The sequence below is a fragment of the Faecalibacterium prausnitzii genome (assembly GCF_003287405.1).
Lineage (GTDB): Bacteria > Bacillota > Clostridia > Oscillospirales > Ruminococcaceae > Faecalibacterium > Faecalibacterium intestinale.
In genome coordinates this window covers 67,798-89,483 of the sequence record NZ_PRLD01000010.1, presented here as the reverse complement: position 1 = coordinate 89,483, position 21,686 = coordinate 67,798, and the positions used below count along the sequence as shown (strand labels likewise).

Annotated in this window: 17 protein-coding genes; 7 read left to right on the top strand and 10 right to left on the bottom strand. The window is 58.7% G+C overall.

Annotated features, from left to right (window positions below):
• Window positions 1-22: 22 nt before the first annotated feature.
• Entirely contained in the window at window positions 23-589 is a 567-nt protein-coding gene (locus C4N24_RS10680) for a leucine-rich repeat domain-containing protein (RefSeq protein WP_112091397.1), read from the bottom strand.
• A gap of 412 nt (window positions 590-1,001) precedes the next feature.
• Here C4N24_RS10680 and C4N24_RS10675 point away from each other — a divergent pair, with 412 nt between their 5' ends.
• From C4N24_RS10675 to C4N24_RS10640, 7 genes are all read left to right on the top strand, one after another.
• Window positions 1,002-1,697: a helix-turn-helix domain-containing protein gene (locus C4N24_RS10675; RefSeq protein ID WP_112091396.1), complete on the top strand. Its 696-nt coding sequence runs from the start codon at window positions 1,002-1,004 to the stop codon at window positions 1,695-1,697.
• Between the two features lie 117 nt (window positions 1,698-1,814).
• Complete coding sequence (locus C4N24_RS10670; RefSeq protein WP_112091395.1) at window positions 1,815-2,432, top strand: twin-arginine translocation signal domain-containing protein; 618 nt, start codon at window positions 1,815-1,817, stop codon at window positions 2,430-2,432.
• 170 nt (window positions 2,433-2,602) lie between these two features.
• Window positions 2,603-3,097: a twin-arginine translocation signal domain-containing protein gene (locus C4N24_RS10665; protein WP_112091394.1), complete on the top strand. Its 495-nt coding sequence runs from the start codon at window positions 2,603-2,605 to the stop codon at window positions 3,095-3,097.
• Window positions 3,098-3,133: 36 nt separating this feature from the next.
• Window positions 3,134-3,676 (top strand): twin-arginine translocation signal domain-containing protein, encoded by a 543-nt coding sequence (locus C4N24_RS10660; protein WP_112091393.1) that lies wholly within the window; start codon window positions 3,134-3,136, stop codon window positions 3,674-3,676.
• Between the two features lie 256 nt (window positions 3,677-3,932).
• On the top strand, window positions 3,933-4,568 hold the full coding sequence (locus C4N24_RS10655; protein WP_112091392.1) for a phosphoribosyltransferase: 636 nt from the start codon (window positions 3,933-3,935) through the stop codon (window positions 4,566-4,568).
• Between the two features lie 474 nt (window positions 4,569-5,042).
• A complete protein-coding gene (locus C4N24_RS10645) occupies window positions 5,043-5,873 on the top strand; it encodes an MYG1 family protein (protein ID WP_005925370.1) in 831 nt (276 codons plus the stop codon).
• Complete coding sequence (locus C4N24_RS10640) at window positions 5,857-6,150, top strand: GIY-YIG nuclease family protein (RefSeq protein ID WP_112091391.1); 294 nt, start codon at window positions 5,857-5,859, stop codon at window positions 6,148-6,150. Before C4N24_RS10645 ends, C4N24_RS10640 begins: the two co-directional genes overlap by 17 nt.
• A 980-nt stretch (window positions 6,151-7,130) precedes the next feature.
• Here C4N24_RS10640 and C4N24_RS15370 read toward each other — a convergent pair.
• From C4N24_RS15370 to C4N24_RS10585, 9 genes are all read right to left on the bottom strand, one after another.
• Complete coding sequence (locus C4N24_RS15370; protein ID WP_181573080.1) at window positions 7,131-11,084, bottom strand: S-layer homology domain-containing protein; 3,954 nt, start codon at window positions 11,082-11,084, stop codon at window positions 7,131-7,133.
• Window positions 11,085-11,500: 416 nt separating this feature from the next.
• Window positions 11,501-12,415: an ornithine carbamoyltransferase gene (gene argF, locus C4N24_RS10625; protein WP_112091389.1), complete on the bottom strand. Its 915-nt coding sequence runs from the start codon at window positions 12,413-12,415 to the stop codon at window positions 11,501-11,503.
• The gene (locus C4N24_RS10620; protein WP_112091388.1) at window positions 12,412-13,614 is read right to left on the bottom strand and encodes an aspartate aminotransferase family protein; all 1,203 of its coding nucleotides are present in this window, start codon (window positions 13,612-13,614) and stop codon (window positions 12,412-12,414) included. Before C4N24_RS10620 ends, argF begins: the two co-directional genes overlap by 4 nt.
• A 323-nt stretch (window positions 13,615-13,937) precedes the next feature.
• Window positions 13,938-14,792 (bottom strand): acetylglutamate kinase, encoded by an 855-nt coding sequence (gene argB / locus C4N24_RS10610; RefSeq protein ID WP_055186682.1) that lies wholly within the window; start codon window positions 14,790-14,792, stop codon window positions 13,938-13,940.
• Window positions 14,793-14,808: 16 nt separating this feature from the next.
• Entirely contained in the window at window positions 14,809-16,038 is a 1,230-nt protein-coding gene (argJ, locus tag C4N24_RS10605) for a bifunctional glutamate N-acetyltransferase/amino-acid acetyltransferase ArgJ (protein WP_112091386.1), read from the bottom strand.
• A gap of 33 nt (window positions 16,039-16,071) precedes the next feature.
• Window positions 16,072-17,013, bottom strand: a complete 942-nt coding sequence (argC, locus tag C4N24_RS10600; RefSeq protein WP_112091385.1) for an N-acetyl-gamma-glutamyl-phosphate reductase — start codon at window positions 17,011-17,013, stop codon at window positions 16,072-16,074.
• Window positions 17,010-18,410 carry an argininosuccinate lyase gene (gene argH / locus C4N24_RS10595; RefSeq protein ID WP_112091384.1) on the bottom strand — a complete coding sequence of 467 codons (1,401 nt, stop codon included), beginning with the start codon at window positions 18,408-18,410 and terminating at the stop codon, window positions 17,010-17,012. Before argH ends, argC begins: the two co-directional genes overlap by 4 nt.
• Window positions 18,411-18,769: 359 nt before the next feature.
• Window positions 18,770-20,002 carry an argininosuccinate synthase gene (locus tag C4N24_RS10590; RefSeq protein ID WP_112091383.1) on the bottom strand — a complete coding sequence of 411 codons (1,233 nt, stop codon included), beginning with the start codon at window positions 20,000-20,002 and terminating at the stop codon, window positions 18,770-18,772.
• A 305-nt stretch (window positions 20,003-20,307) separates the two neighbouring features.
• Complete coding sequence (locus C4N24_RS10585) at window positions 20,308-21,366, bottom strand: PTS transporter subunit IIC (RefSeq protein ID WP_112091382.1); 1,059 nt, start codon at window positions 21,364-21,366, stop codon at window positions 20,308-20,310.
• Between the last annotated feature and the right edge of the window lie 320 nt (window positions 21,367-21,686).

Sequence of the window (21,686 nt, the reverse complement as noted above, 5' to 3'; positions counted from 1 at the left end):
GGTTCGAAATTACGGAATAGGCTCAGCCCTCGGCGTAGTTGACCTCCACGGTAGCGGGGAACACGTTCATGTCCAGACGGCAGTTGTCGCGGATGGTCACGCTGGTCAGAGCGTTGCAGTCCTTGAAGGCGCCGGTCTTGATGTAGCCCACGCTCAGAGGGATGTTGACCTCGGTCAGGGCGGTGCAGCCGTTGAAAGCACCGGCCTCGATGTACTCCACGCCGTCAGCGATGTTCACGGTGGTCAGGGCAGTGCAGTCCTTGAAGGCGGTAGCACCCACGCTGGTAACGGTGCCCTCCACCTCAACGGTGGTGATCTGGTCGGCCTGATCAGCCCAGGGAGCCGGAGCGTCCTTGGTGAAGTTGGTCATACGGCCGGTGCCGCTGATGGTCAGGGTGCCGTCAGCCAGTGCCCAGGTCACGCCCTCGCCGCAGCTGTTGTTGGTAGCAGCAGCGGTGGAAGCAGCCACAGAAGAAGCGGCTGCGGAAGAAGCAGTGGACTTGGAGCCGCCGCAGCCGGTCAGGGCGATGGCGGCGATCAGGACAGCAGCGGCAGCGCTGCACAGACGGACTTTGCGCTCGAGTTTCATACTAAAGTTTCCTCTTTCTTATTCTTGGTATATTACCTTTTATAGCGTCTGCCTTGCCCTTCGCCAATTTGTGCGCCGGTCAAGAACAGTCGCCAAAAAGAGATTATAGCACAAACTGCAGAAAGATGGAACCACCTGTTTGAAAAAATTTTGTTTCAGAAAAGACGGGCTTTCACCACGGCTGTCGTTTTTCTGCCGTGTCGGAAACACAAAATCTATGTGTTAATACCCATAGTTTAGCATAGATGTGGGGCCCCGGCAAGACTTTTGACAATAATGACGAAAAAAGACGAAAAATATCGGCATTTTTCTTGCTTTACAAGTCGTTTTCCAATGTGTATAATCAACCTGTTGTAAACCAAAAACAAGGATATCACCAAAAAATCCCTTCGGATATTGAGGAGAGCACACCATGGAGTTCAATCGTATCATCAAGCTGCTGCGCAAGGAGCGCGGCATTACCCAAAAGCAGGCGGCAGAGGATCTGGGGGTCTCTCAGGCGCTGCTGTCCCACTACGAAAAAGGCATCCGCGAGTGCGGCTTGGACTTTGTGGTGCGGGTGGCAGATTATTATAATGTTTCCTGCGACTACCTGCTGGGCCGCAGCGCCGAGCGCAACGGCATGATGCTCTCTGCCGAGGATCTGCCCAACCCCGAAAAGATGAAGGACAACGTCTACCACGGCAGCGTTTTGCCCACCATGAACAAAAAACTCATCTCCAACAGCCTGAATGTGCTCTACGCCAAGATCGGCCAGTGCCACAGCAAGGCGCTGACCACCGAGGTGAGCGCTTACCTGATGATGGCGGTGGCCAAGATGTTCCGGCTGCTCTACTCTGCAGAGCCGCACAACGCCTCCAGTATGTTCAGCATCGAGCCCCGCCGCTGGCACGGCTATTCCGACGCTGTGATGCGGATGGCAGAGTCCAATGTGGAAGCGCTGCTGGACGGGCAGGACGTAAACGGCGGCGAGGGCGTCAAGGATCCCGCCTGCCTTGCCATGACCACCGAGAGCCTGACCCGGGAATTTCCGCTGTACACGCCCAGCCTGTTAAATCTGGTCAAAACCAGCGAGACCCACGTCAAGGGGCTTTCGCCGCAGGAGTGACCCCGCTTGTGAAATTGTTGTAAATAATCGACACGGGCTCTTGCATCTGTGTGCCGGAAACGGTATAACCAGAGGAAGAAGAATTAGAAACTGACCCTTCAAGGAGGATATAAACCTATGTCTACTGTTATTTCCCGCCGCAGCTTCCTCAAGTGCACCGGCGTATCCGCTGCTGCACTGGGTGCAGCCAGCCTGCTGGGCGGCTGCCAGTCCAACGGCGACGACACCGTGGTAGAGGTCAAGGTCGGCGATACCGTCCGCAGCTGGAACGGTCTGGGCGTGCAGCTGACCAGCGTGTTCCACCTGACGCAGGACCCCGTGCAGCCGGCGGGCTACGAGTATCTGGGCGTGCGGGTGACCACCGTCAACCGCAGCAAGACCGAGAGCTACGCCATCGGTGCACAGGGCATTGACGCCATCAACGAGGCCTACCCCGTGCCCCCGCTGGAGAACGTGGACGCAAACTTTCAGGCCATGGCCGCTGCCACCCCGGATTTTACCGCCGTCTGCGATGGCCAGCCCGCAGCCTGCTGCGCCAATATCTCGCTGTACAACGCCAATTCCCAGAGCTTTTCCGATACAGAGAGCCTGCCCCCGCAGGGCAGCGCCTACATCGTGCTGATGATCATGGTGCCCAAGGACTGGAAGCAGCTGAAGGTCACCTACGTGCCCACCTTCCTGGAGGGCAAGAGCCTGACCTTTGTCATGAACGCTTCCGATGTGATCCGCAGCTGACACAATTGCCAAAAAATCCGCTTAAGCTTCGTCTAAAATGCACGATGCTGCCACAAAATCTTCACATTTGTTTTGCGGAAAATCATTGACATTTTTCTCCGTTTCGCCTATTGTATAGGTAGTGCCTTATGGCAGAATCTGTATTGATGTGTTCTGAAGGAGGAACGAATATGACTGGGGAATTTTCCCGCCGCTCTTTCCTGAAATATACCGCACTTACCGCTGTAGTTGTGGCTGGCAGCAGTCTGCTGACCGGCTGCGGCGGCGATGCCCCGGTGCAGCGCGCCGTCGGCACCAGCAACAGGGTGCTGAAAGTTGTATCCAAGCTGGAGCAGGTGGAGTGCGATGCCGCTTCCGATACCACCACCTTTAAGCTGGTGGTGACCAACGGCCGCAATAACGCACTGGAAGTGACCAAGGCAAACTTTGCCGTAAAGGCAGACAGGTATCTGGCCTACCAGAACGATAAGCTGCAGGTGACTTCTCCTGATGCGCTGAGCCATCAGGTCAAGAAGAACGAGACTGTTACTTATTTTGTGTCCGCAAAGGGTCTGAACGCGCTGACGGACGGCCCGGTGACCTTTACCTTCTATCCCGATCTGGAATACAGCGAGTTCAGCGCCAACTGGGAGCTGACCGCAGACGCCTTGAAGTCTGCGACCTGAGCCCCAACATACTGGTAAAAAACGGAGGAACAAGCTATGTCTTATACATTTTCCCGCCGCGCATTCCTGAAGTATTCGGCAGCCACCGCAGTGGCTGTGGCCGGTGCCAGTCTGCTGGGCGGCTGTGAGTATCAGGATCCCAACAACCCGGTAAGCAAAGCGCTGCCCAGTGCGATCACCAGCGAGCTGCAGGTGATCGGCGGTCTGCGGGGTTTGAAGATCGAAAACGGCACCTGCACGATGGAAGTCGACATCGAGTCTGGCCGCGCAAACCCCATCCCGCTGGATCCCTACCGCTTCTCTCTTGCCATCAAGGACGCCGAGAGCAAGCAGGTCTACTTCAGCGGAAACAACGGCGGCGTGAAGATCACGGACGCCGAGAACAGCCTGATCGTGAAAAAGACGCCCATCACGCTCCATCTTGAAGCCGCCAAGGTGCCCGACCTGCAGGACGGCTACACTGTGGTGTTCAAGTATATGCCCATCCGCGAGAACTCTGAGTACTCCATGACTTGGGAGATCACCAAGGAAGTGTACGACAAGGCTCTGGCCGAGGCCGCCAAGAAGAGCAACGGCTGAGCAGATCCATAATCGCTGTGCTTTTACCAAAGACCGCTGCGCATTTTGCGCGGCGGTCTTTTTGCATCCAAGTTTTCGGCGATATGTCTGTAAAAAAGCAAGGTTTTTCGTCAGGTTTGTGTCTTGTGCACAGCGGCATTTTTCAGTACAATAAAGAAGCAGAGAAGAAAAATAAGCGCTGCGATCAACATGGGTCGCCGCGCTGTTTTGTATTTTGCGGCGCAGCTGCGCCCGGTGAAAAAAGGAGTGCTGTACAATGATCAACATGGTCAAGCTTCCCACCAGCAAAAGCGAACTGTTCCTGCGGGTGGCCAAGGGACATTTTGCCACCAGCCACAGCCACATCAACTATTACATCGACGTGACCACCCAAAAGACCCGCCTTTCCGAGGCAAAGGCCGTGGCAAAGGAGCTGGTCAGCGCTTACCAGCACAGCACCATCGTGGATACCGTGCTCTGTCTGGACGGCACACAGGTCATCGGCACCTGCCTTGCCAACGAGCTGACCAAGGACGGCTTTACCAATATGAACGCCCACAAGACCATCTATATCGTCACGCCGGAGTACACTTCCGGCAGCCAGATCATTCTGCGGGACAATCTTGCCCCCATGGTCAAGGGCAAGCACGTGCTCATCCTTGCGGCATCCATCACCACCGGCTACACCATTCAGGCAGCCGTGGAAGCCGTGAACTACTACGGCGGCATCGTGGCAGGGCTTTCGGCTATTTTTGCCACTACCCACGAGTGCTTGGGCTACCCGGTCACCTCCATCTTTGACCCCACCTGTCTGCCGGATTACGCCAGCTTCGACTCCCGCGACTGCCCCCTGTGCAAAGCCGGGCAGCACATTGACGCGCTGGTGAACAGCTTTGGCTACTCGGCGCTGTAACGCAAATGCCAAATGATTGAAAATGCGCTCCGCGTTGCTCTGCGCATCATCAGCGGAAGTATTATTTTAATTTCGGGATAGCGGAACGACCGCGTTTGTGGAGCGCAGCGTAGCAATGAAAGCCCCAGTGGGGCTTTTAAGCGGCAGAGCGGTCTGCGTTAGCAGATGGAGGGGCTTTGCCCCGACAAGTTCTGCGGACGCTCCGCTATCCCATTTTCACGGAGAAAGGATATTAAATGCAGTTTTCGGTTACGACCCCTCCTGTGAAAATGCGTTTGGAGCGCTCCGCAGAGCGCGACAAACGCGAATCTTTAAATCATATTTCCGCTAAACATGGCTAGAGCACAGCGGAAGCCATTTTCAATCGTCCTACGCAAAAGGAACGGCGGTGCTGCCGTTCCTTTTTGTTGTCCCACGGGCGGGATTGTGCTATACTGATACCAGATGAAACTAGAAGAACGAGGTATCAAGTCCATGAAAATTCCCGCAAACGGTTTTACCCACGCCGGCAAGTTCCATGCCGATGACGTGTTTGCTACGGCGCTGCTGCAGATCCTGCGCCCGGATATCAAGATCACCCGGGGCTTTACCGTGCCTGATGATTTTGACGGCATCGTGTATGATATCGGCTTTGGGATGTTCGACCACCATCAGGAGCCCCGGGAGTACCGCGCCAACGGCGTGCCCTATGCGGCCTTTGGCCTGCTGTGGCGGGTGCTGGGCCCCGGCCTTGTGGGCGAGCGGCAGGCGCGGCTCATTGACGAAAACTTTATCCAGCCGCTGGACCTGAATGACAACACCGGCGAGCAGAACAGCCTGTGCGATGCCATCGGCTTTTTTAACCCGGTGTGGGACTCCAAAGAAGATCAGGACAGCTGCTTTTTCAAGGCGGTGGCCGTGGCAAAGCAGATACTGGAAAACCAGATCGACAGCGCCAACGCCGTGAACCGTGCGGACGAAAAAGTGCAGCAGGCGTACCGCAACTCCCGCGACGGCATCGTGGTGCTGCCCTGCTATCTGCCGTGGAAAAATGGCTTGTACAAGACCGACGCCCTGTTTGTGGTGTACCCCAGCCAGCGCGGCGGGTGGAGCGCCCAGTGCGTCACCGACCACAAGACCAAAAAGTCCAAGCTGCCGTTCCCGCAGTCGTGGGCGGGGCAGCCGCAGGAGGTCATCGAGCAGAAGAGCGGCATCCCGGGCATCAGCTTCTGCCACGCCAGCCGCTTCCTGATCACCGCCAAGGACAAGGAGACCGCCCTTGCCGCCTGCCGTCAGGTGCTAAAGAACAATGGCCGCCTTGCCTGACGCCGCCTACGTCTACATGGTGCGCTGCACCGGCGGGCAGCTGTACACCGGTTGGACGAACCACCCCGCCGCCCGGCTGAAAGCGCACCAGAGCGGCAAAGGGGCACGCTACACCCGCGCCCACGGCGCGGTAGGGTTTGCCTATCTGGAGCACTGCGCGGACAGGAGCGCCGCTTTGCGGCGGGAAGCCGCCCTGAAAAAGCTTTCCAAGGCGGAAAAAGAGGTGCTGTGCGCCGCATGGCGCGCCGCCGGGTGTCCCGGGGTGGAGAACGATTGAAAATGCCCTCCGCGCTGCTTTGGGCATATTCAGCGGAAGAATTATTTTTGATTTTGGGATAGCGGAGCGTCTGCGGACGCTCCGCTATCCCATTTTCACGGGTGGGGTCGTAATGGCAAGCGGCATTTGCAGCGCCTGCTTCCTGCGGAAGCGGCGGCGCTGCGGAGAAGCAACCTCGCCCTCTCCGTCTGCTCACTACGTTCGCATCCACCTCTCCCAAAGGGAGAGGCCTTGGCATGGCGGTAAAGCTTCCGGCTCAAGTGCCAAGTGACCGGTTTCGCCAGAGGCTCTCCCTTTGGGAGAGCTGGCGCGTTAGCGCCTGAGAGGGCGAGGACGCTTGCGGGGAGAGCTGGCAAAGCCGTCAGGCTTTGACTGAGGGAGTTCCCCTATAACGCAGCAGAGCCGTCCGGTAGTTGCCGGGCGGCTCTGCTGTGCTTATTGGAAAGGATCGATCGGGAGATGGCAATTGTTATGTTTTGCCGGGCGCGGCTTTTTCAGCCGGGCACGGACGCGGATGACCGATGCTCCGGTCACACGCTTGACGGGGCGTAATGATGCCTTTAGCCCCTATCAGGAAGGGAGGTTCTGTGTCATGCTTAGTGTACCACGATTTGCCCGTTTTGGACGATTTTCGGCACGAATCGACCCGCAAATGCGTTGAAACGACCCGGCGGCGCAAAAGCAGCCGGACGCACCCGCAAAAGGCAGAAAACCGCCCGGCTTGCGGTTACCGGACGGTTTTCTGTCTCTATAGGAAAATATGGGAATGACGTGCTTTCAGAGTACATCTCTGTCCCTGCATTATACCACCGACGGCAGAAAAAGTGGAGTGCTTTTGCACGAAATCCCCAATAATGGCTCGAAATGCCTTTTACCGGGCGGCATCGCGGCGCAAAACGCCAGCCAACGCAAAAAGGGACTGCTGCACAGCGCTGTGCAGCAGTCCCTGCGGGGTTATAAGGGGTTACGGGTCAGCGGGCTCAGCCGCGCTGCTGATAGGTCTTCCAAGTGCGGATGACCTCCAAGCGGCTTACGCGGCTGCCGGGCTTGAAGCTGCCGTCCTGTGCAGACATCAGGCCGGTATCCACTGCCCAGCGGATGGCCTGCAGCTCTGCGGCATCGGCTGCCACATCGTTGAACAGTGCCGTGCTCTGGGTAGCGGGCTTGCCTGCGGCAGTCCACAGTGCAACAGCCAGCTGCTGACGGTTAGCGGGGATCGCCACACCCTCGGGCAGAACGCTCTTCAGGTAGGCGGCGGTGCCTGCAATGTAAACGCCTACGCCAACGGCTGCGCCGCCCACAGCGGCTACCATCACGATAGCGCCGCCGCCGTCATCGCTGGGTGCGGGTGCGGGAGTGGGAGTGGGAGTCGGCTCAGGATCGGGAGTCGGGGTCGGAGTAGGAGTCGGATCCGGGTCGGGAGTGGGAGTAGGATTGGGATCCGGGTCGGGAGTGGGAGTAGGATTCGGATCCGGGTCGGGATCGGGAGTCGGATTCGGATCCGGGTCGGGAGTAGGATTCGGATTCGGATCCGGGTCGGGAGTAGGATTCGGATTCGGATCCGGGTCGGGAGTAGGATTCGGATCCGGGTCGGGATCGGGGGTCGGATTGGACACAACGTAAGTGCCCACCTTTTCGGTAATGGTCGCGTTATAGTTCTCGTCCGCCGTCACCTGAACGTACACATTGTAGCTGCCGGGGGTGGTGGGGACAGTCGCGGTGGCATCGCTGCGGTTGGTGCCGTACAGCAGGGTCATATCCGGGTCGGCATCGTTGTACTTTTTGCCATTGTAGGTCACCGTGTTCTGCGCAGCATCGTAGGTAAAGTTTGCGGCTACGGGCGTGTAGCGGACGGTGTAATCCTCCAACGTGTAATCGCTATGCTCATAGTAGTTGCTGTCGTAGTTACGGTTCACCATAAGGTGGACCTCGTAGGTACCCACCTCGGTAGGCACAAAATAGTAATAGTGGTTTCCGACGATGTACACAAGTTCAGCCGGCGGGAGTTCCTCGCCGAAATAGTGCTCGCCGTTATAGTCCACCGTGCCGGTCTTAACATCCCATTCGAAGTCAGTGAGAGCCGGGGTATACTTGATCACGGTTTCGCCGATATCGACCCAACCGCTCGTGTACTTTTCGCCCTCTTCGGCTACAACGCGCTTTTTATAGATGCCGGGCTCGTTAGCGGGGATGCTGGTAAACTCCTTATCATCGTAGGTGCGCACATAGACAAGTCTCAGCTTGCCCACGCCCTCCTGATAGCAGGTAACCTTTGTACCCTCCGGCGTTTCATCAGTGGTAAAGTCTCCCGCGCCCAGGGCAGAGAAGGGCAGCTTTCCTTCGGCCTTGTTCACCACAATGGGATTGCCGTCATTCAAGGCGGTCAGGGTCAGGGTCTTGCCGTCTGCGGAAAGCTGTGCGCCGGTATAATCGCTGACCGCAGCACCGTTGATGTTCTCGACCGGCTTGCTGAAGGTGATATTCATCTCGACATCGCCGATACGGTAAAGCTCCGTGGTCTTCTTCGTCACGCCGTTTACGCTTTCCACCGTGCCGTCTGCAACGATCAGCTTGCTCAGCTGCTGACCATAAGCACGGTGCTGACTTTCGATGGGGCTAAAGCTCACCGTATTGGAAACAGCAGCCTTGCTGTAAGTATTCGCCATCAGGCTGCCGGTGATCACGGCATTCTGGATGACCGTTCCATCCGATGTATAATAGTCGGGCAGCTTGATATTGTTGAACACGCCGCCGAGGATCTGGGCGCTACTACTATCCAACTGGACAGCTGCGTTGAACTGACCGCCGGTGATGGTGCCACTAGCCTTAACATTCTTCTGGAAGGTACCGCCGGTGATGGTGCCGTTATAGCCCAAAGTGACCTCCGCGTCGAACTGACCATCGGTGATCTCGCCACTAGCCCTAACATTCTGCTGGAAGGTACCGCCGGTGATGCTGCCGTTAGCGCTGACCTCCTGCTGGAAGCTGCCGCCTGCGATAATGCTGTTTTCATCCATGTTAACAGTCTTCTGGAAAGTGCCGCCCTTAATAATGGCGTTCTGGGCGGTAACAGGCGCGCCAGCCTGAATACCAGCAACCGTCACATCCTCCAGCACGATCTGATCGGATGCAACGGCCTTATGATAGGGGTTGATGGTATCCGAGGTCAGATCCACCGGGCTGCCATCGGGGCTGGTAAGGACAAGCACCGACATCGTTTCATAACCATCCTCGACCACACCGGAGGCCACAAGGTATTGCCAGCCAAGGCCCTCATAGACATTGCCGGTCACACCATCCTGGCTCACGTAATGCGGGGTCACCTCGGTCAGGTCGGGCTTACCTTCTTCGGTAATGCGCAGGGGCTTGAGGTTGCTGGCATCGCCAGCCTGATTTACCAGAATCTCCTTGCCATCGTTGTTGCCGGTGATATGCAGTACACTGCCCTCGGCATAGGTCTGTTCATTGTAACTGTTGGCCGCTGCATCGTTGATGCTGTATACATCGGTGTTCAGGGTAAGCTCTGCGCTGGCATTGCCCACCAGATAGAGGGTATTGACAGAACTGGGCAGGTCTCTGCCGTTGATCGCAGTCACACCGCCGTTGCGCACGGTCAGCTTGCTGAGCTTCTGGCCAACGGCAAGCGCATTCTCTATGCCGTTGTCAGACAGCTTGCACAGAACGGTGTCGGAAATGGCAAGGTCGCCAAACCTGTCAAAGCTGAAGCTCTGGGCCACTACATTGGAAATGGTGCACTTGCCCGCGCAGTAGAGGTAATCAAAGGTGCTGCCCTCGATCGTGACATTTTTGAAGTTAGCCTGACGGATGATGCCGCCGGTCACGGTAGCATTCGAAAGCTCGATATAGCAGTTGATGGGCACTGCGCTCAGATGGCTGAAATTGATCACATTACCGCCCTGATCCCCAAGCTTCAGTTGTCCGGTCGCACTGGCGACATTGGGGTAGCAGGTATAAGTCCAGCCCTTGCCATAGTATTTGCAGAACTGATCCATGCCCTCGTCCAGACTGTACACACAGGGCACACCGTTCACATCGGGCGTACCCTTATCGGTAAAACTCAGTTCCTTGTCCATAGACGGGATCGGGGTCAGTGCTATGGGTGCGTTGCTCTCTGAAAGCGGCGGGAACATACTGACCTCGGCAGAGATCGTTGTAGCACTGATGGAAACCGTGCCATAGCCGTTCAATGGGTAGTTGCTGATACCTACAGGCAGGGAGGTGATGTCGGACATACCACCGATTGCTGCCGCCCATGCAACGCAGCCGGGGGCGTACTGCACCTCCAGCTTCAGGCTGTGATCGCTGTACCGCTTGAGCATATACACATCCCCGGTCACCGGCTGGCCGTTCAGGGTGCAGCCCTCCGGCAGGATCAGCTTGTGTGCCTGCTGCTGCGTAGCGGACTGCAGGCCGGAAATATCCTTGAAGTAGCCGCCCTTGACGCTGCCGCCGTTCTCGGTCAGCTTACCGTAGGTGCCGCCGTCAATGGTGCCGTTTTCCAGCACTGCTTCGGCGTATCTGCCGCCCAGAACACAGGCATTCCGGTTGCCGACCCAAAGCTGGCCCTTGACCACGCCGTCCAGCAGATATACTTCATTGCCGGAATTTGTGATGGCCACATTCCAGTTGTACTCGCCGTCCAGAATGTACTCTGTCTTTGCATTTTCAACGCCGGTGATGGCCAGCCAGTTGTTGGAGCTGTCGTAGCTCCAGCCGGTGCCGGACTGCTCTTCGGGCAGACCGTCCGCGCCGATCTCGATCGTAACGACGGGATTTGTTGTTTCCTCGTTCGTACCGGCAGCTGTCGTCTCTGCTGCCGCAGCAGACGTCCCTGCATCTGCAAATGCAGATACCGGGAGGATGGAGAGCACCATACTGAGCGCCAGTATCATGCTCACGATGCGTTTTTTCATGATATCCTCTCCTTTGTTGATCGATTTGCCCGGCTGTCCTCCCAAACAGAACAACCGGAACGGACAAAAGGCCAAGTTGAGTATAACACTAAAGTTTATGGAAATAAAGCATTTTCGCCCGCCGCATCTGCCAAAATTTGGTACAAAAATATGGGCAAAATCACCATACGGGGGCTTAACTCCCTCAGTCAAAACCTGACGGTTTTGCCAGCTCCCTCGGGGAGGGAGCCTCTGGCGCAGCCGGAAACTTTGCACTTGAGCCGGAAACTGTGCCACCATGCCAAAGGCCCCATCCCAGAGGGGGCTGTCGCCGTAGGCGACTGGGGGAGTTCAAGCAAACCACCTCTTCCGTAAAAAAGCAGTTCCGAAACGCCCGCAGGCGTTTCGGAACTGCAATAATAAAGTATAATTTCCGCTTATTTGCCCGCCAGCAGCACCGCCAGCACGGCTTTCTGGACGTGCAGACGGTTCTCCGCTTCGTCAAAGATCTCGTCCGCGTGCTGCTCGAACAGGGCGGTGGAGATCTCCTCGCCCCGGTGGGCGGGCAGACAGTGCAGCACCAGCGCGCCCGGCTTTGCGTTTTCCAGCAGACGGCCGGTGAGCTGGAAGCCCACAAAATCCCGCAGACGCTGCTCGCTTTCAGCCGTGCCGGGGGCGGTGGTGTTCCACGCGGCGGTGGCTACAATGTCCGCATCCCGCAAGCCTTCGGCGGGGTCGGTGGTCAGGTGGAAGGCATTGCCGTATTTTTGGGCAAACATCAGCACATCCGCTGCCGGGCGGTAGCCCGGGGGACAGACGCAGGATACCTGCATCCCCGCCAGCAGGCCGCCCACGATCAGGCTGTTTGCCATGTTGCTGCCATCGCCCACAAAGCAGAGTTTCAGCCCTGCCAGCGTGCCCCGGCGCTCCCGGATGGTCATCAGGTCAGCCAGCACCTGACAGGGGTGGGCGTAGTCGGTAAGGCCGTTGATCACCGGAATGCCGGAAAGCTCCGCCAGCTCTTCCAAATCCCGCTGGCGGTAGGTGCGCCAGACGGCGCAGTCGTAGTAGCGCCCCAGCACCCGGGCGGTGTCCCGCAAAGGCTCGCCGCGCCCGGCCTGCAGCTCGGCGGTGTTCATGTAGTTGCCAAGGCCACCCATCTGGTACACGCCCACCTCAAAGCTGGTGCGGGTGCGGGTGGATGCCTTGGAGAACAGCAGCGCCACGCTTTTGCCCGCCAGCAGCGGCTCGGTGCGGCCTGCCTTGCAGTCCGCTTTCAGCCGGTCTGCCACATCCAGAATGTGGGTCAGCTCGGCAGGGGAAAGGTCGCTCATTTTCAGCAGATTTTTCATGCCTGCTCCTTCGGAGCGGTCGGCTCCATCGTGCCCAACACCTCGGCCAACACCTCCAGCGCCATGTCTACCTCGTGCTCGGAGACGGTCAGCGGCGGCAGCAGACGCAGCCGGGTCTTGGCGGTAAGCACCAGCAAGCCTTTTTCGCGGCAGGCAGCCAGCACATCCGCAGCCTGCACGTCAAAGAACTCGATGCCCACCATCAGGCCGATGCCGGAAATGTTCTTGACGTGGGGCAGCTTTGCCAAGCCGGTGCGCAGCTGTACGGCGCGCTCGCTGACCTGTGCAAGGAAGCTCTGGTCCAGACGATCCACCACCACGTTGGCTCCGGCGCATACCACCGGATTGCCGCCGAAGGTAGAGCCGTGGGTACCGGGGCCCATGCCCTCGGCTACCTTTTCATTCATCAGCACCGCGCCGATGGGCAAGCCGCCGCCCAGCCCCTTGGCAAGGGTGACGATGTCCGGCTTGAGGTTATAGTGCTCACAGCACAGGAAGGTGCCAGTGCGGCCTACGCCGGTCTGCACTTCGTCCACGATGAGCACAAGGTCTTTTTCGTCGCACAAAGCGCGCACGGCCTGCACATACTCCGGGTCCAGCGCCATCACGCCGCCCTCGCCCTGAATGAGTTCCATCATCACGGCGCAGGTGTGGCGGTCCACCAGTTCCCGCAGCGCTTCGATATCCCCCGCCGGGACGTACTGGAAGCCCTCGTTGAAGGGGCCGAAGTAGTTGTGGAACACCTCCTGCCCGGTGGCGGTCAGGGTGGCAAGGGTGCGGCCATGGAAGCTGTTGACCAGCGTGATGACATTGTAGCGGTCCTTGCCGTAATGATCCACGCTGTACTTGCGGGCGGCCTTGATAGCGCCCTCGTTGGCTTCGGCACCGGAGTTGCCGAAGAACACCTTACTCATGCCGGTGCGCTTGCACAGCTTTTTGGCCAGCTTGCCGCAGGGTGCGGTATAGTAGAGGTTGGAGGTGTGCTGCAGCTTGTGTGCCTGCTGGGACACGGCTTCTGCCCAAGCAAGGTCGCAGTAGCCAAGGCTGTTTACCCCGATGCCGCTGGTGAAGTCCAGATACTTCTGTCCCTCAGGGCCCTCGGCGTACAGCCCGTGCCCTTTTTCCAGCACGACGGGGCTGCGGTTATAGGTGTGCAGGACGTACTCGTTGTCCCGCTTGATGACTTTTTCAGAATCCATAGGTGTACCTCCTGTAACATGGAGTTCTTGCGCAAAGCCTTGCGGCTGACGCTCGGAACATTGCTGCACACGGGCAACGTCCTCGCCCTCTCAGTCATCGCTGCGCGATGCCAGCTCCCCCAAAGTGGGAGCCCTTGGCAGTCCATGCAAACTTCATCTCTTTGCCAAGGCCTCTCCCTTTGGGAGAGGTGGATTTGCGTAGCAAAGACGGAGAGGGCGAGCCCGCTAAAATAAAAGCATCAGCATTATGCCAACCGCCGCGCAGCAGCGGAGCGGGCTCATTGCCTTTATTATAACTTTCCGCCGGCGATTGCGCAATCTTTTTATTCGCGGTGGCTGCGGCGGTAGAAGCGGGTACCGGAGCCGCGGTCGGAGAACAGTTCCAGCAGGATGGAGTGCGGCACGCGGCCATCAATGATGACTGCTTCGTGCACGCCCTGATAGATGGCATCCGCCATGCCGCCGATCTTGGGGATCATGCCGCCCGCAATGATGCCGGCGGACTTGTAGCCCTCGATCTCGGTCACTTCCACCTCGGGGATGAGGGTAGTCTCGTCCTCCTTATCCCGCAGCAGACCCGCGATATCGGTCATGGACACCAGCTTTTCGGCCTTGAGGGCAATGGCGATCTGCGCCGCGGCGGTGTCCGCGTTGACGTTGTACGCCTGCCCAAGGTCATCCATGCCCACGGTGGCGATGACCGGGATAAAGCCGCCGTCCAGCAGGCTTTCGATCAGGGTGGCGTCCACATGGACGATCTCGCCCACATGACCCAGCTGGGGGTCCAGCTCGGTGCAGCGGAGCATCTGTCCGTCCATGCCGCACAGACCCACGCCGCGCCCGCGCAGCTTTGCCACAAGGTCCTTGTTCACCTTACCGGCCAGCACCTGCTGCACGATCTCCATGGTGGCATCGTCCGTCACCCGCAGACCGTTTGCAAAGTGGCTCTCCACGCCCACCTTTTTCAGCATCTCGTTGATGGCGGGGCCGCCGCCGTGCACCAGCACCACCCGCACGCCCAGCAGCGTCAGGGTGACAAGGTCGTTCATCACGGCGTTTTTCAAGCTCTCGTTGATCATGGCGTTGCCGCCGTATTTGATGACCATGGTTCTGCCATGGTATTTCTGGATATAAGGGGTGGCTTCCGAAAAAAGCCGCGCCATTTCTTCGTTTTTCATCTGTTTCGCGCTCCTGTCAGGTTCTGTAATCGCCGTTGATCTTCACATAGTCGTAGGTCAGGTCACAGCCCCATGCCTTGGCGCTTGCATCGCCGGTGCCCATATCCACCTTGACCAGAATATCGTGCTCAGCCAGCACCTTGGCGGCTTCGTCCTCGCTGTAAGGGTGGTAGGCGGCGTTCTCGCACACATACACCTCGCCCGCCTTGCTGGAAAGCCAGACGCAGACTTTATCAATGGAGAAGTCCCCGGGGGTGTAGCCGATGGCGCACAGGATGCGTCCCCAGTTGGCATCGCGGCCAAAGACCGCCGCCTTGAACAGGTTGGAGCAGACCACGCTGCGGCTGACGGCGCGGGCGGTTTTCAGGTCGGGCGCGTGGGTCACCTCGCAGGTGATCAGGTGGGTGGCACCCTCGCCGTCTCCGGCGTGCTCGGCGCACATATGCTCTGCAATGGCGGTCAGCGCTGCCACAAAGGCGGCGTAGTCCGCGTTCTCCTCGCAGATCTCCGGGTTGCCCGCAAGACCGGACGCCATAATGATCAGGGTATCGTTGGTGGAGGTGTCCAGATCCACGCTCATCTGGTTATAGGTGCCGGGCACAACGGTCTTGAGCGCCTTTTCCAGCAGCGCGGGCGAGACGGCGGCATCGGTGGTGTAGAACGCCAGCATGGTAGCCATGTTGGGGGCGATCATGCCACTGCCCTTGCCGATGGCACCCACGGTGCACACCTTGCCGCCCAGCTCGAACTGGATGGCGTACTCCTTTTTATGGGTGTCGGTGGTCATGATGGCAGTGGCGGCGTCCGTGCTGCCCTGCGCGGTGGCAGCCAGCTTTTCTGCCGCCGCCGGGATTCCCCGGGCAAAGGGGTCGATGACCATGGGCTGACCGATGACGCCGGTGGAGGCGGGCAGAACGTCCTTTTCGTCAATGTTCAGCGCCTTGCCCACCAGTGCACAGCACTCCTCGGCCAGTGCCACGCCGTTGGCGGCGCAGGTGTTGGCGTTGCCGCTGTTTACCACAATGGCCTGTGCATAGCCATCGGCCAGATGGGCACGGTCCACCTTGATGGGCGCACCGCAGACCTTGTTGGTGGTGTACACGCCCGCAGCAGCGCAGCGCACCTCGGCCTTGATCAGCGCCAGATCGTATTTTTCGCTGTGATTTGCCCGGATGCCGCAATGGACACCGGCGGCGGCAAAACCCTTGGGCGCGCAGATGCCGCCCGCAACTTCCTTATACTGCATAACGATTTTCCTTTCCCACAAAGAAAAACAAGTTTATTCCAACCCTTTTGTCTCTTCCAGACCCAGCATCAGGTTCATGCACTGGACGGCGGCACCGGAGGAGCCTTTGCCCAGATTATCAAACAGCGAGACCAGCATCATCTGATCTCCGGCGGCGTTCACGGTCAGGTACAGCTCCATGCGGTCGGTGCCCGCCATGGCATTGGAGTACAGGCCGTTTTCCGGCAGCGGCTCGTTCAGGCCGTGCACCTTGACGGTGGCAGCGTCCTTGTAGTAGTCCGCAAGGGCGGCAGCTACGGCTTCGGCAGTGGTGCCCGCAAGGCCAAGATCCAACGGCACCAGCACCTGCATCCCGCAGTAGTAGTCGCACACCACCGGCACGAACATCGGCGTGTGCGCAAGGCCGCTGATCTTCTGCATCTCCGGCAGGTGCTTGTGGCCAAGGCTCAGGCCGTAGCTCTTGGGCGCATCCAGCTTGCTGTGCGCCGGGCGGTCGGGGCTTTCGTAGTCCGCGATCATCTTTTTGCCACCGCCGGAGTAGCCGGAGATGCCGGTGCAGCTGAAGGGGTAGTCCTTTGCCACCAGCCCCAGCTCCACCAGCGGGCGGGCAATGCTGATAAAGCCGCTGGCATAGCAGCCGGGCACCGCCACGCGGTAAGAGTTCTGAATTTTTTCCTTCTGTCCCTTCAGCTCCGGGAAGCCGTAGTCCCATGCGGCATCGGTGCGGAAGGCGGTGGAGGTGTCCAGCACCTTCACGTCCGGGCGCAGCAGGGGCATGACTTCTTTAGAAGCTGCATCCGGCAGGCAGAGGAAGGCAAGGTCGGCAGAATTGATGACCTTTGCCCGCTCGTGCACGTCCTTGCGCCCTTCGGCGGAGATGGACAGCAGCTCGATCTCCGGGCGGGTTGCCAGACGGTCGGCAATGCGCAGGCCGGTGGTGCCGGAAGAGCCATCAATAAACACCTTTACCTTCATGCGTTTTCCTCCTCCCATGCGTCCAGCCGCGCCGTTGCCAGCGCGATCTGGCGCTGGACGCTGGCGGCGCTGGGCCCGCCGTAGCTGGTGCGTCCCTCGCAGCAGTGCACAAGGTCGATGGCATCATAGATATCGGCCCCGAACAGCGGGCTGTAGCTCTGGAACTGGGTCAGGGTCAGCTCTTCCAGCGTTTTGTCGGCGGCAATGCAATCCGACACCATGCAGCCGGTCAGTTTGTAGGCATCCCGGAAGGGCATCCCCTTCTTGGTCAGGTAGTCGGCGCAGTCGGTGGCGTTGATAAAGCCCTTTGCGGCGGCACGGCGCATATTGGCGGGCAGGGTCTTCATGGTATCCAGCATGGGGGTGATGGTCTTGAGACAGAGTTCCAAGGTATCCACTGCATCAAAGATGGCTTCCTTGTCCTCCTGCATATCCTTGTTGTAGGCCAGCGGCAGGCCCTTCATCATCACCAGCAGGGTGTTCAGGTCGCCGTACACGCGGCCGGTCTTGCCGCGGATCAGCTCCGTGACATCCGGGTTCTTCTTCTGGGGCATGATGGACGAACCGGTGGTAAAGGCATCGTCCAGCTCAATGAACTTGAACTCCCAGCTGCACCACAGGATGATCTCCTCCGAAAGGCGGGACAGGTGCATCATGCAGATGGAGATGGCGCTTGCCAGCTCGATGCAGAAATCACGGTCGGACACGCCGTCCAGACTGTTGGCGCAGGGGGCGGCAAAGCCCAGCTTTTCGGCGGTGAAATCCCGATCCAGCGGGTAGGTGGTGCCTGCCAGCGCACCCGAGCCCAGCGGACACTGGCTGTCCATGCGGGCGGTGGCGTCCGCAAAGCGGTCAAGGTCGCGCAGCAGCATGGAAGCGTAGGCCATCAGCGCATGACCGAAGGTGATGGGCTGGGCGCGCTGCAGGTGGGTATAGCCGGGCATGACGGCGGCGGTATTCTCCGCTGCCTTTTTGCACAGCACCCGCACCAGCTCCACGATGTACGCCTGCAGGGTCTTGCTGTAATCCCGCAAAGTCAGGCGGATATCCAGCGCCACCTGATCGTTGCGGCTGCGGCCGGTGTGCAGCCGCTTGCCCGCATCCCCGATGCGGGCGGTCAGGGTCTGCTCCACAAAGGTGTGCACATCCTCGGCGGCGGGGTCGATGGTCAGCGCACCGCTGGACAGGTCGTCCGCGATGGAAGCCAGACCGCTGAGGATGTCTGCACAGTCCTGCTCCGAGATGATGCCCTGCCGTGCCAGCATGGCGGCATGGACGCCGCTGCCGCGCATATCCTGCGCGATCATCCGCTGATCGAAGCGGATGGAGGAGTTGAAGTCGTTGACGCGGCTGTCCACTGCCTTGGAAAACCGACCCTTCCAGAGTTGTTCTGCCATAATTTTCTTCCTTTTCTGATAGGCGGCTCGCCCTCTCCGTCATTGCTTGCGCAATGCCACCTCTCCCAAAGTGAGAGGCCTTGGCAGTCCACGCAAAGTTTCCGGTTTCGCCAGAGGCTCTCCCTTTGAGGAAAGACTTCCCCCGCTCCGGGGGAAGATGTCGCGCAGCGACAAAAGGGGGAATCTGGACGCGAAGCGGCCTGAGAGGGCGAGGATGTTTATCTTATAAATAAAAACGGCTAAAAACGGCAAAGCCGCCGCAGGGGAAAACGCTCCTGCGGCGGTGCCGCCGGCAACGATGCCGGTGTGAGAACCCGCGTGTGAAAGTGTGAAAACACACACGGTCGAAAATGTTGCGATTACTTGACCTCCGGCCAGTTCTTGGACAACTTTGCGCGCTCCTTGATGGACAGGCCGAACAGGTTGATGAAGCCGGTGGCATCGGACTGGTCGTAATCCTTATCGACGCCGAAAGAAGCGGTCTGCTCGTCGTACAGGGTGTACGGAGAGGTGACGCCGGCGTTGATCATGTTGCCCTTGTAGAGCTTCAGCTTGACATCGCCGGTCACAGTCTTCTCAAGGCTGTCGGCAAAGGCATCCAGTGCCTCGCGCAGCGGGGTGAACCACTGGCCGTTGTACACGATATCGGCGTACTTCTGTGCCAGCTGTGCCTTGAAGTGAGCGCTCTCCTTATCCAGCGTGATGGTCTCCAGCACGTCGATGGCCTTGTACAGGATGGCGCCGCCGGGGGTCTCGTACACGCCGCGGCTCTTCATGCCCACCAGACGGTTCTCCACGATGTCCAGCAGACCGATGCCGTTTGCACCGCCCAGCTGGTTCAGGTACTCCACCAGCTCCACAGCGCCCATCTCCTTGCCGTCCACGGCAGTGGGGATGCCCTTTTCAAAGTGAATGGTCACATAGGTTGGAACATCGGGTGCCTGCTCGGGGCTGACACCCAGCTCCAGAAAGCCGGGCTTATTGTACTGGGGCTCGTTGGCGGGGTTCTCCAGATCCAGACCCTCGTGGCTCAGATGCCACAGGTTCTTGTCCTTGGAGTAGTTGGTCTCACGGTTGATCTTCAGGGGGATGTTGTGCGCCTCGGCGTAGTCGATCTCCTCGTCACGGCTCTCGATGTCCCACTCACGCCACGGAGCGATGATGGCCATATCCGGGCACAGTGCCTTGAGGGTCAGCTCAAAACGCACCTGATCGTTGCCCTTACCGGTGCAGCCATGGCAGATGGCATCTGCGCCCTCCTTGATGGCGATGTCTGCCAGTGCTTTGGCGATGCACGGACGTGCAAAGCTGGTGCCCAGCAGGTAGTCCTCGTACTTCGCGCCGAACTTCAGGGTGGGGAAGATGTAGTTCTCCACAAAGTCCTTCTTCAGGTCCAGCACATACAGCTTGGATGCGCCGGTAGCCTTGGCCTTTTCTTCCAGACCGTCCAGCTCGGTGCCCTGACCCACGTCACCGGAAACAGCAACGACCTCGCAGTTGTTGTAGTTTTCCTTCAGCCAGGGAATGATGATGGAGGTATCCAGACCGCCGGAGTAAGCCAGCACGACTTTTTTGATGTTTTCCTTTTTCATGATAAACGCGCTCCTTTTAATAAAAATACACTTTTGTTCTCTGATGCGCATTTCCCTTCGCATCCTCTGTCTTTCGTTTGCGGTTGATGCTTTTATTATACGCAGCGCGGGTTTTCCGTCAATGCTAAAAACTGCCAAACATAGCGCCCGTTTCGCTTTTCTTTTGGTTTAATCTGTATCTTTATGCAAATATTTTTAAATATATGCGCATTTTATGCAATCTGAGTGTATTTTTTCATGGGGTTAGAGAGAGAAATAAACCACCGGAGCATCCGCAGATGCTCCGGTGGTTTTCCTATCAATATTTAGTTCAGCTTCAAATCGCCTTCCTTGATCCAGCCCAGCTTGCGCTCCACCGCGCAGAACACCACGCTGAGCACGGCGGGCAGCACAAAGCACAGCAGCACCATGGCAACCCAGTCCATGGGGGTGATGGCGGCCTTGGTACCGGCGGCAATGTCGCTGACCCAACCGGTGTAAACGCCGATCTGACCCACCAGACCGCAGGTGCCCATGCCGGAGGACACCGCCGCGCCGTTCATCTCAAAGTGGAACAGGCAGGTAGCCAGCGGGCCGGTGATGGCACTGGCCAGCGTGGGGGCGATCCAAATGCGGGGGTTCTTGATGATGTTGCCCATCTGCAGCATACTGGTGCCCAGACCCTGACTGACAAGGCCGCCCACGCCGTTCTCCTTGTAGCTCATCACGGCAAAGCCCACCATCTGGGCGCAGCAGCCTGCCACGGCAGCGCCGCCTGCAAGGCCGGTCAGACCCAGTGCGGCGCAGATGGCAGCGGAGGAGATGGGCAGGGTCAGCGCCACGCCCACGATGACCGACACCAGAATGCCCATGACCAGCGGAGCCTGCTCGGTGGCCCACATGATCAGGGTGCCCACCTGACTTGCGGCTGCACCGATGGGGGCGGCGATGAGCATGGAAAGCCCAACACCTGCAAAGATGGTCACCAGCGGGGTGACAAGGATGTCCACCTTGGTCTCCTTGCTTACCGCCTTGCCCAGCTCTGCTGCCACAATGGCAATGATGAGCACGGCCAGCGGGCCGCCTGCGCCGCCCAGCGCATTGGCCGAGTAGCCCACGGTGATCAGGCTGAACAGCACCAGCGGCGGGCAATGCAGTGCCCAGCCGATGGCGCAGGCCATGGCGGGGCCGCTCATGGCCGTAGCATAGCCGCCCAGATCCACCAGCAGGGCAAGACCGGTCTGCTGACCCACCGTCTTGATGATGGTGCCGATCAGCAGGCTGGCGAACAGGCCCTGTGCCATTGCGCCCAGCGCGTCAATGAGGTAACGCTGCGGAGAGATGACGATATCCTTCCGCGCCAAAAATTCTTTCAGCTTCGACATAAAACTTGCCTTTCTATCCAAAACAGATCGTTAAAGTTACGAACGTATGCCCTGTATCATACCATACACCTGTCAAGACAGCAAGGGGTTGCTGGAAAAAATGTGAAATTTCGGCTTTGTGCAATGTTCTGCCCCGCCGGAACGTATTCCATTTGGAACATTTTCCGACACACTGCCCCGGTGGAGAATTTGTGTAGAAGCCCGCTGTGCCGTTGACTGCTCCCCGCGTGCGGGTGTATACTAAAGGAAGCGTAAAGTTATCATCCGCCGTCCTTTTTATCCTGAATCCATGGGCGGCGTGGAATAAAAGCAGGCCCGCC

Coding starts and splice junctions, on each gene's coding strand:
- C4N24_RS10665 (WP_112091394.1), top strand. CDS start 2,603: ATGACTGGGGAATTTTCCCGCCGCTCTTTCCTGAAATATACCGCACTT.
- C4N24_RS10645 (WP_005925370.1), top strand. CDS start 5,043: ATGAAAATTCCCGCAAACGGTTTTACCCACGCCGGCAAGTTCCATGCC.
- argH (WP_112091384.1), bottom strand. CDS start 18,410: ATGGCAGAACAACTCTGGAAGGGTCGGTTTTCCAAGGCAGTGGACAGC.
- C4N24_RS10655 (WP_112091392.1), top strand. CDS start 3,933: ATGATCAACATGGTCAAGCTTCCCACCAGCAAAAGCGAACTGTTCCTG.
- C4N24_RS10660 (WP_112091393.1), top strand. CDS start 3,134: ATGTCTTATACATTTTCCCGCCGCGCATTCCTGAAGTATTCGGCAGCC.
- argC (WP_112091385.1), bottom strand. CDS start 17,013: ATGAAGGTAAAGGTGTTTATTGATGGCTCTTCCGGCACCACCGGCCTG.
- C4N24_RS15370 (WP_181573080.1), bottom strand. CDS start 11,084: ATGAAAAAACGCATCGTGAGCATGATACTGGCGCTCAGTATGGTGCTC.
- argJ (WP_112091386.1), bottom strand. CDS start 16,038: ATGCAGTATAAGGAAGTTGCGGGCGGCATCTGCGCGCCCAAGGGTTTT.
- C4N24_RS10590 (WP_112091383.1), bottom strand. CDS start 20,002: ATGAAAAAGGAAAACATCAAAAAAGTCGTGCTGGCTTACTCCGGCGGT.
- C4N24_RS10680 (WP_112091397.1), bottom strand. CDS start 589: ATGAAACTCGAGCGCAAAGTCCGTCTGTGCAGCGCTGCCGCTGCTGTC.
- C4N24_RS10670 (WP_112091395.1), top strand. CDS start 1,815: ATGTCTACTGTTATTTCCCGCCGCAGCTTCCTCAAGTGCACCGGCGTA.
- C4N24_RS10620 (WP_112091388.1), bottom strand. CDS start 13,614: ATGGATTCTGAAAAAGTCATCAAGCGGGACAACGAGTACGTCCTGCAC.
- argF (WP_112091389.1), bottom strand. CDS start 12,415: ATGAAAAATCTGCTGAAAATGAGCGACCTTTCCCCTGCCGAGCTGACC.
- C4N24_RS10640 (WP_112091391.1), top strand. CDS start 5,857: ATGGCCGCCTTGCCTGACGCCGCCTACGTCTACATGGTGCGCTGCACC.
- C4N24_RS10585 (WP_112091382.1), bottom strand. CDS start 21,366: ATGTCGAAGCTGAAAGAATTTTTGGCGCGGAAGGATATCGTCATCTCT.
- C4N24_RS10675 (WP_112091396.1), top strand. CDS start 1,002: ATGGAGTTCAATCGTATCATCAAGCTGCTGCGCAAGGAGCGCGGCATT.
- argB (WP_055186682.1), bottom strand. CDS start 14,792: ATGAAAAACGAAGAAATGGCGCGGCTTTTTTCGGAAGCCACCCCTTAT.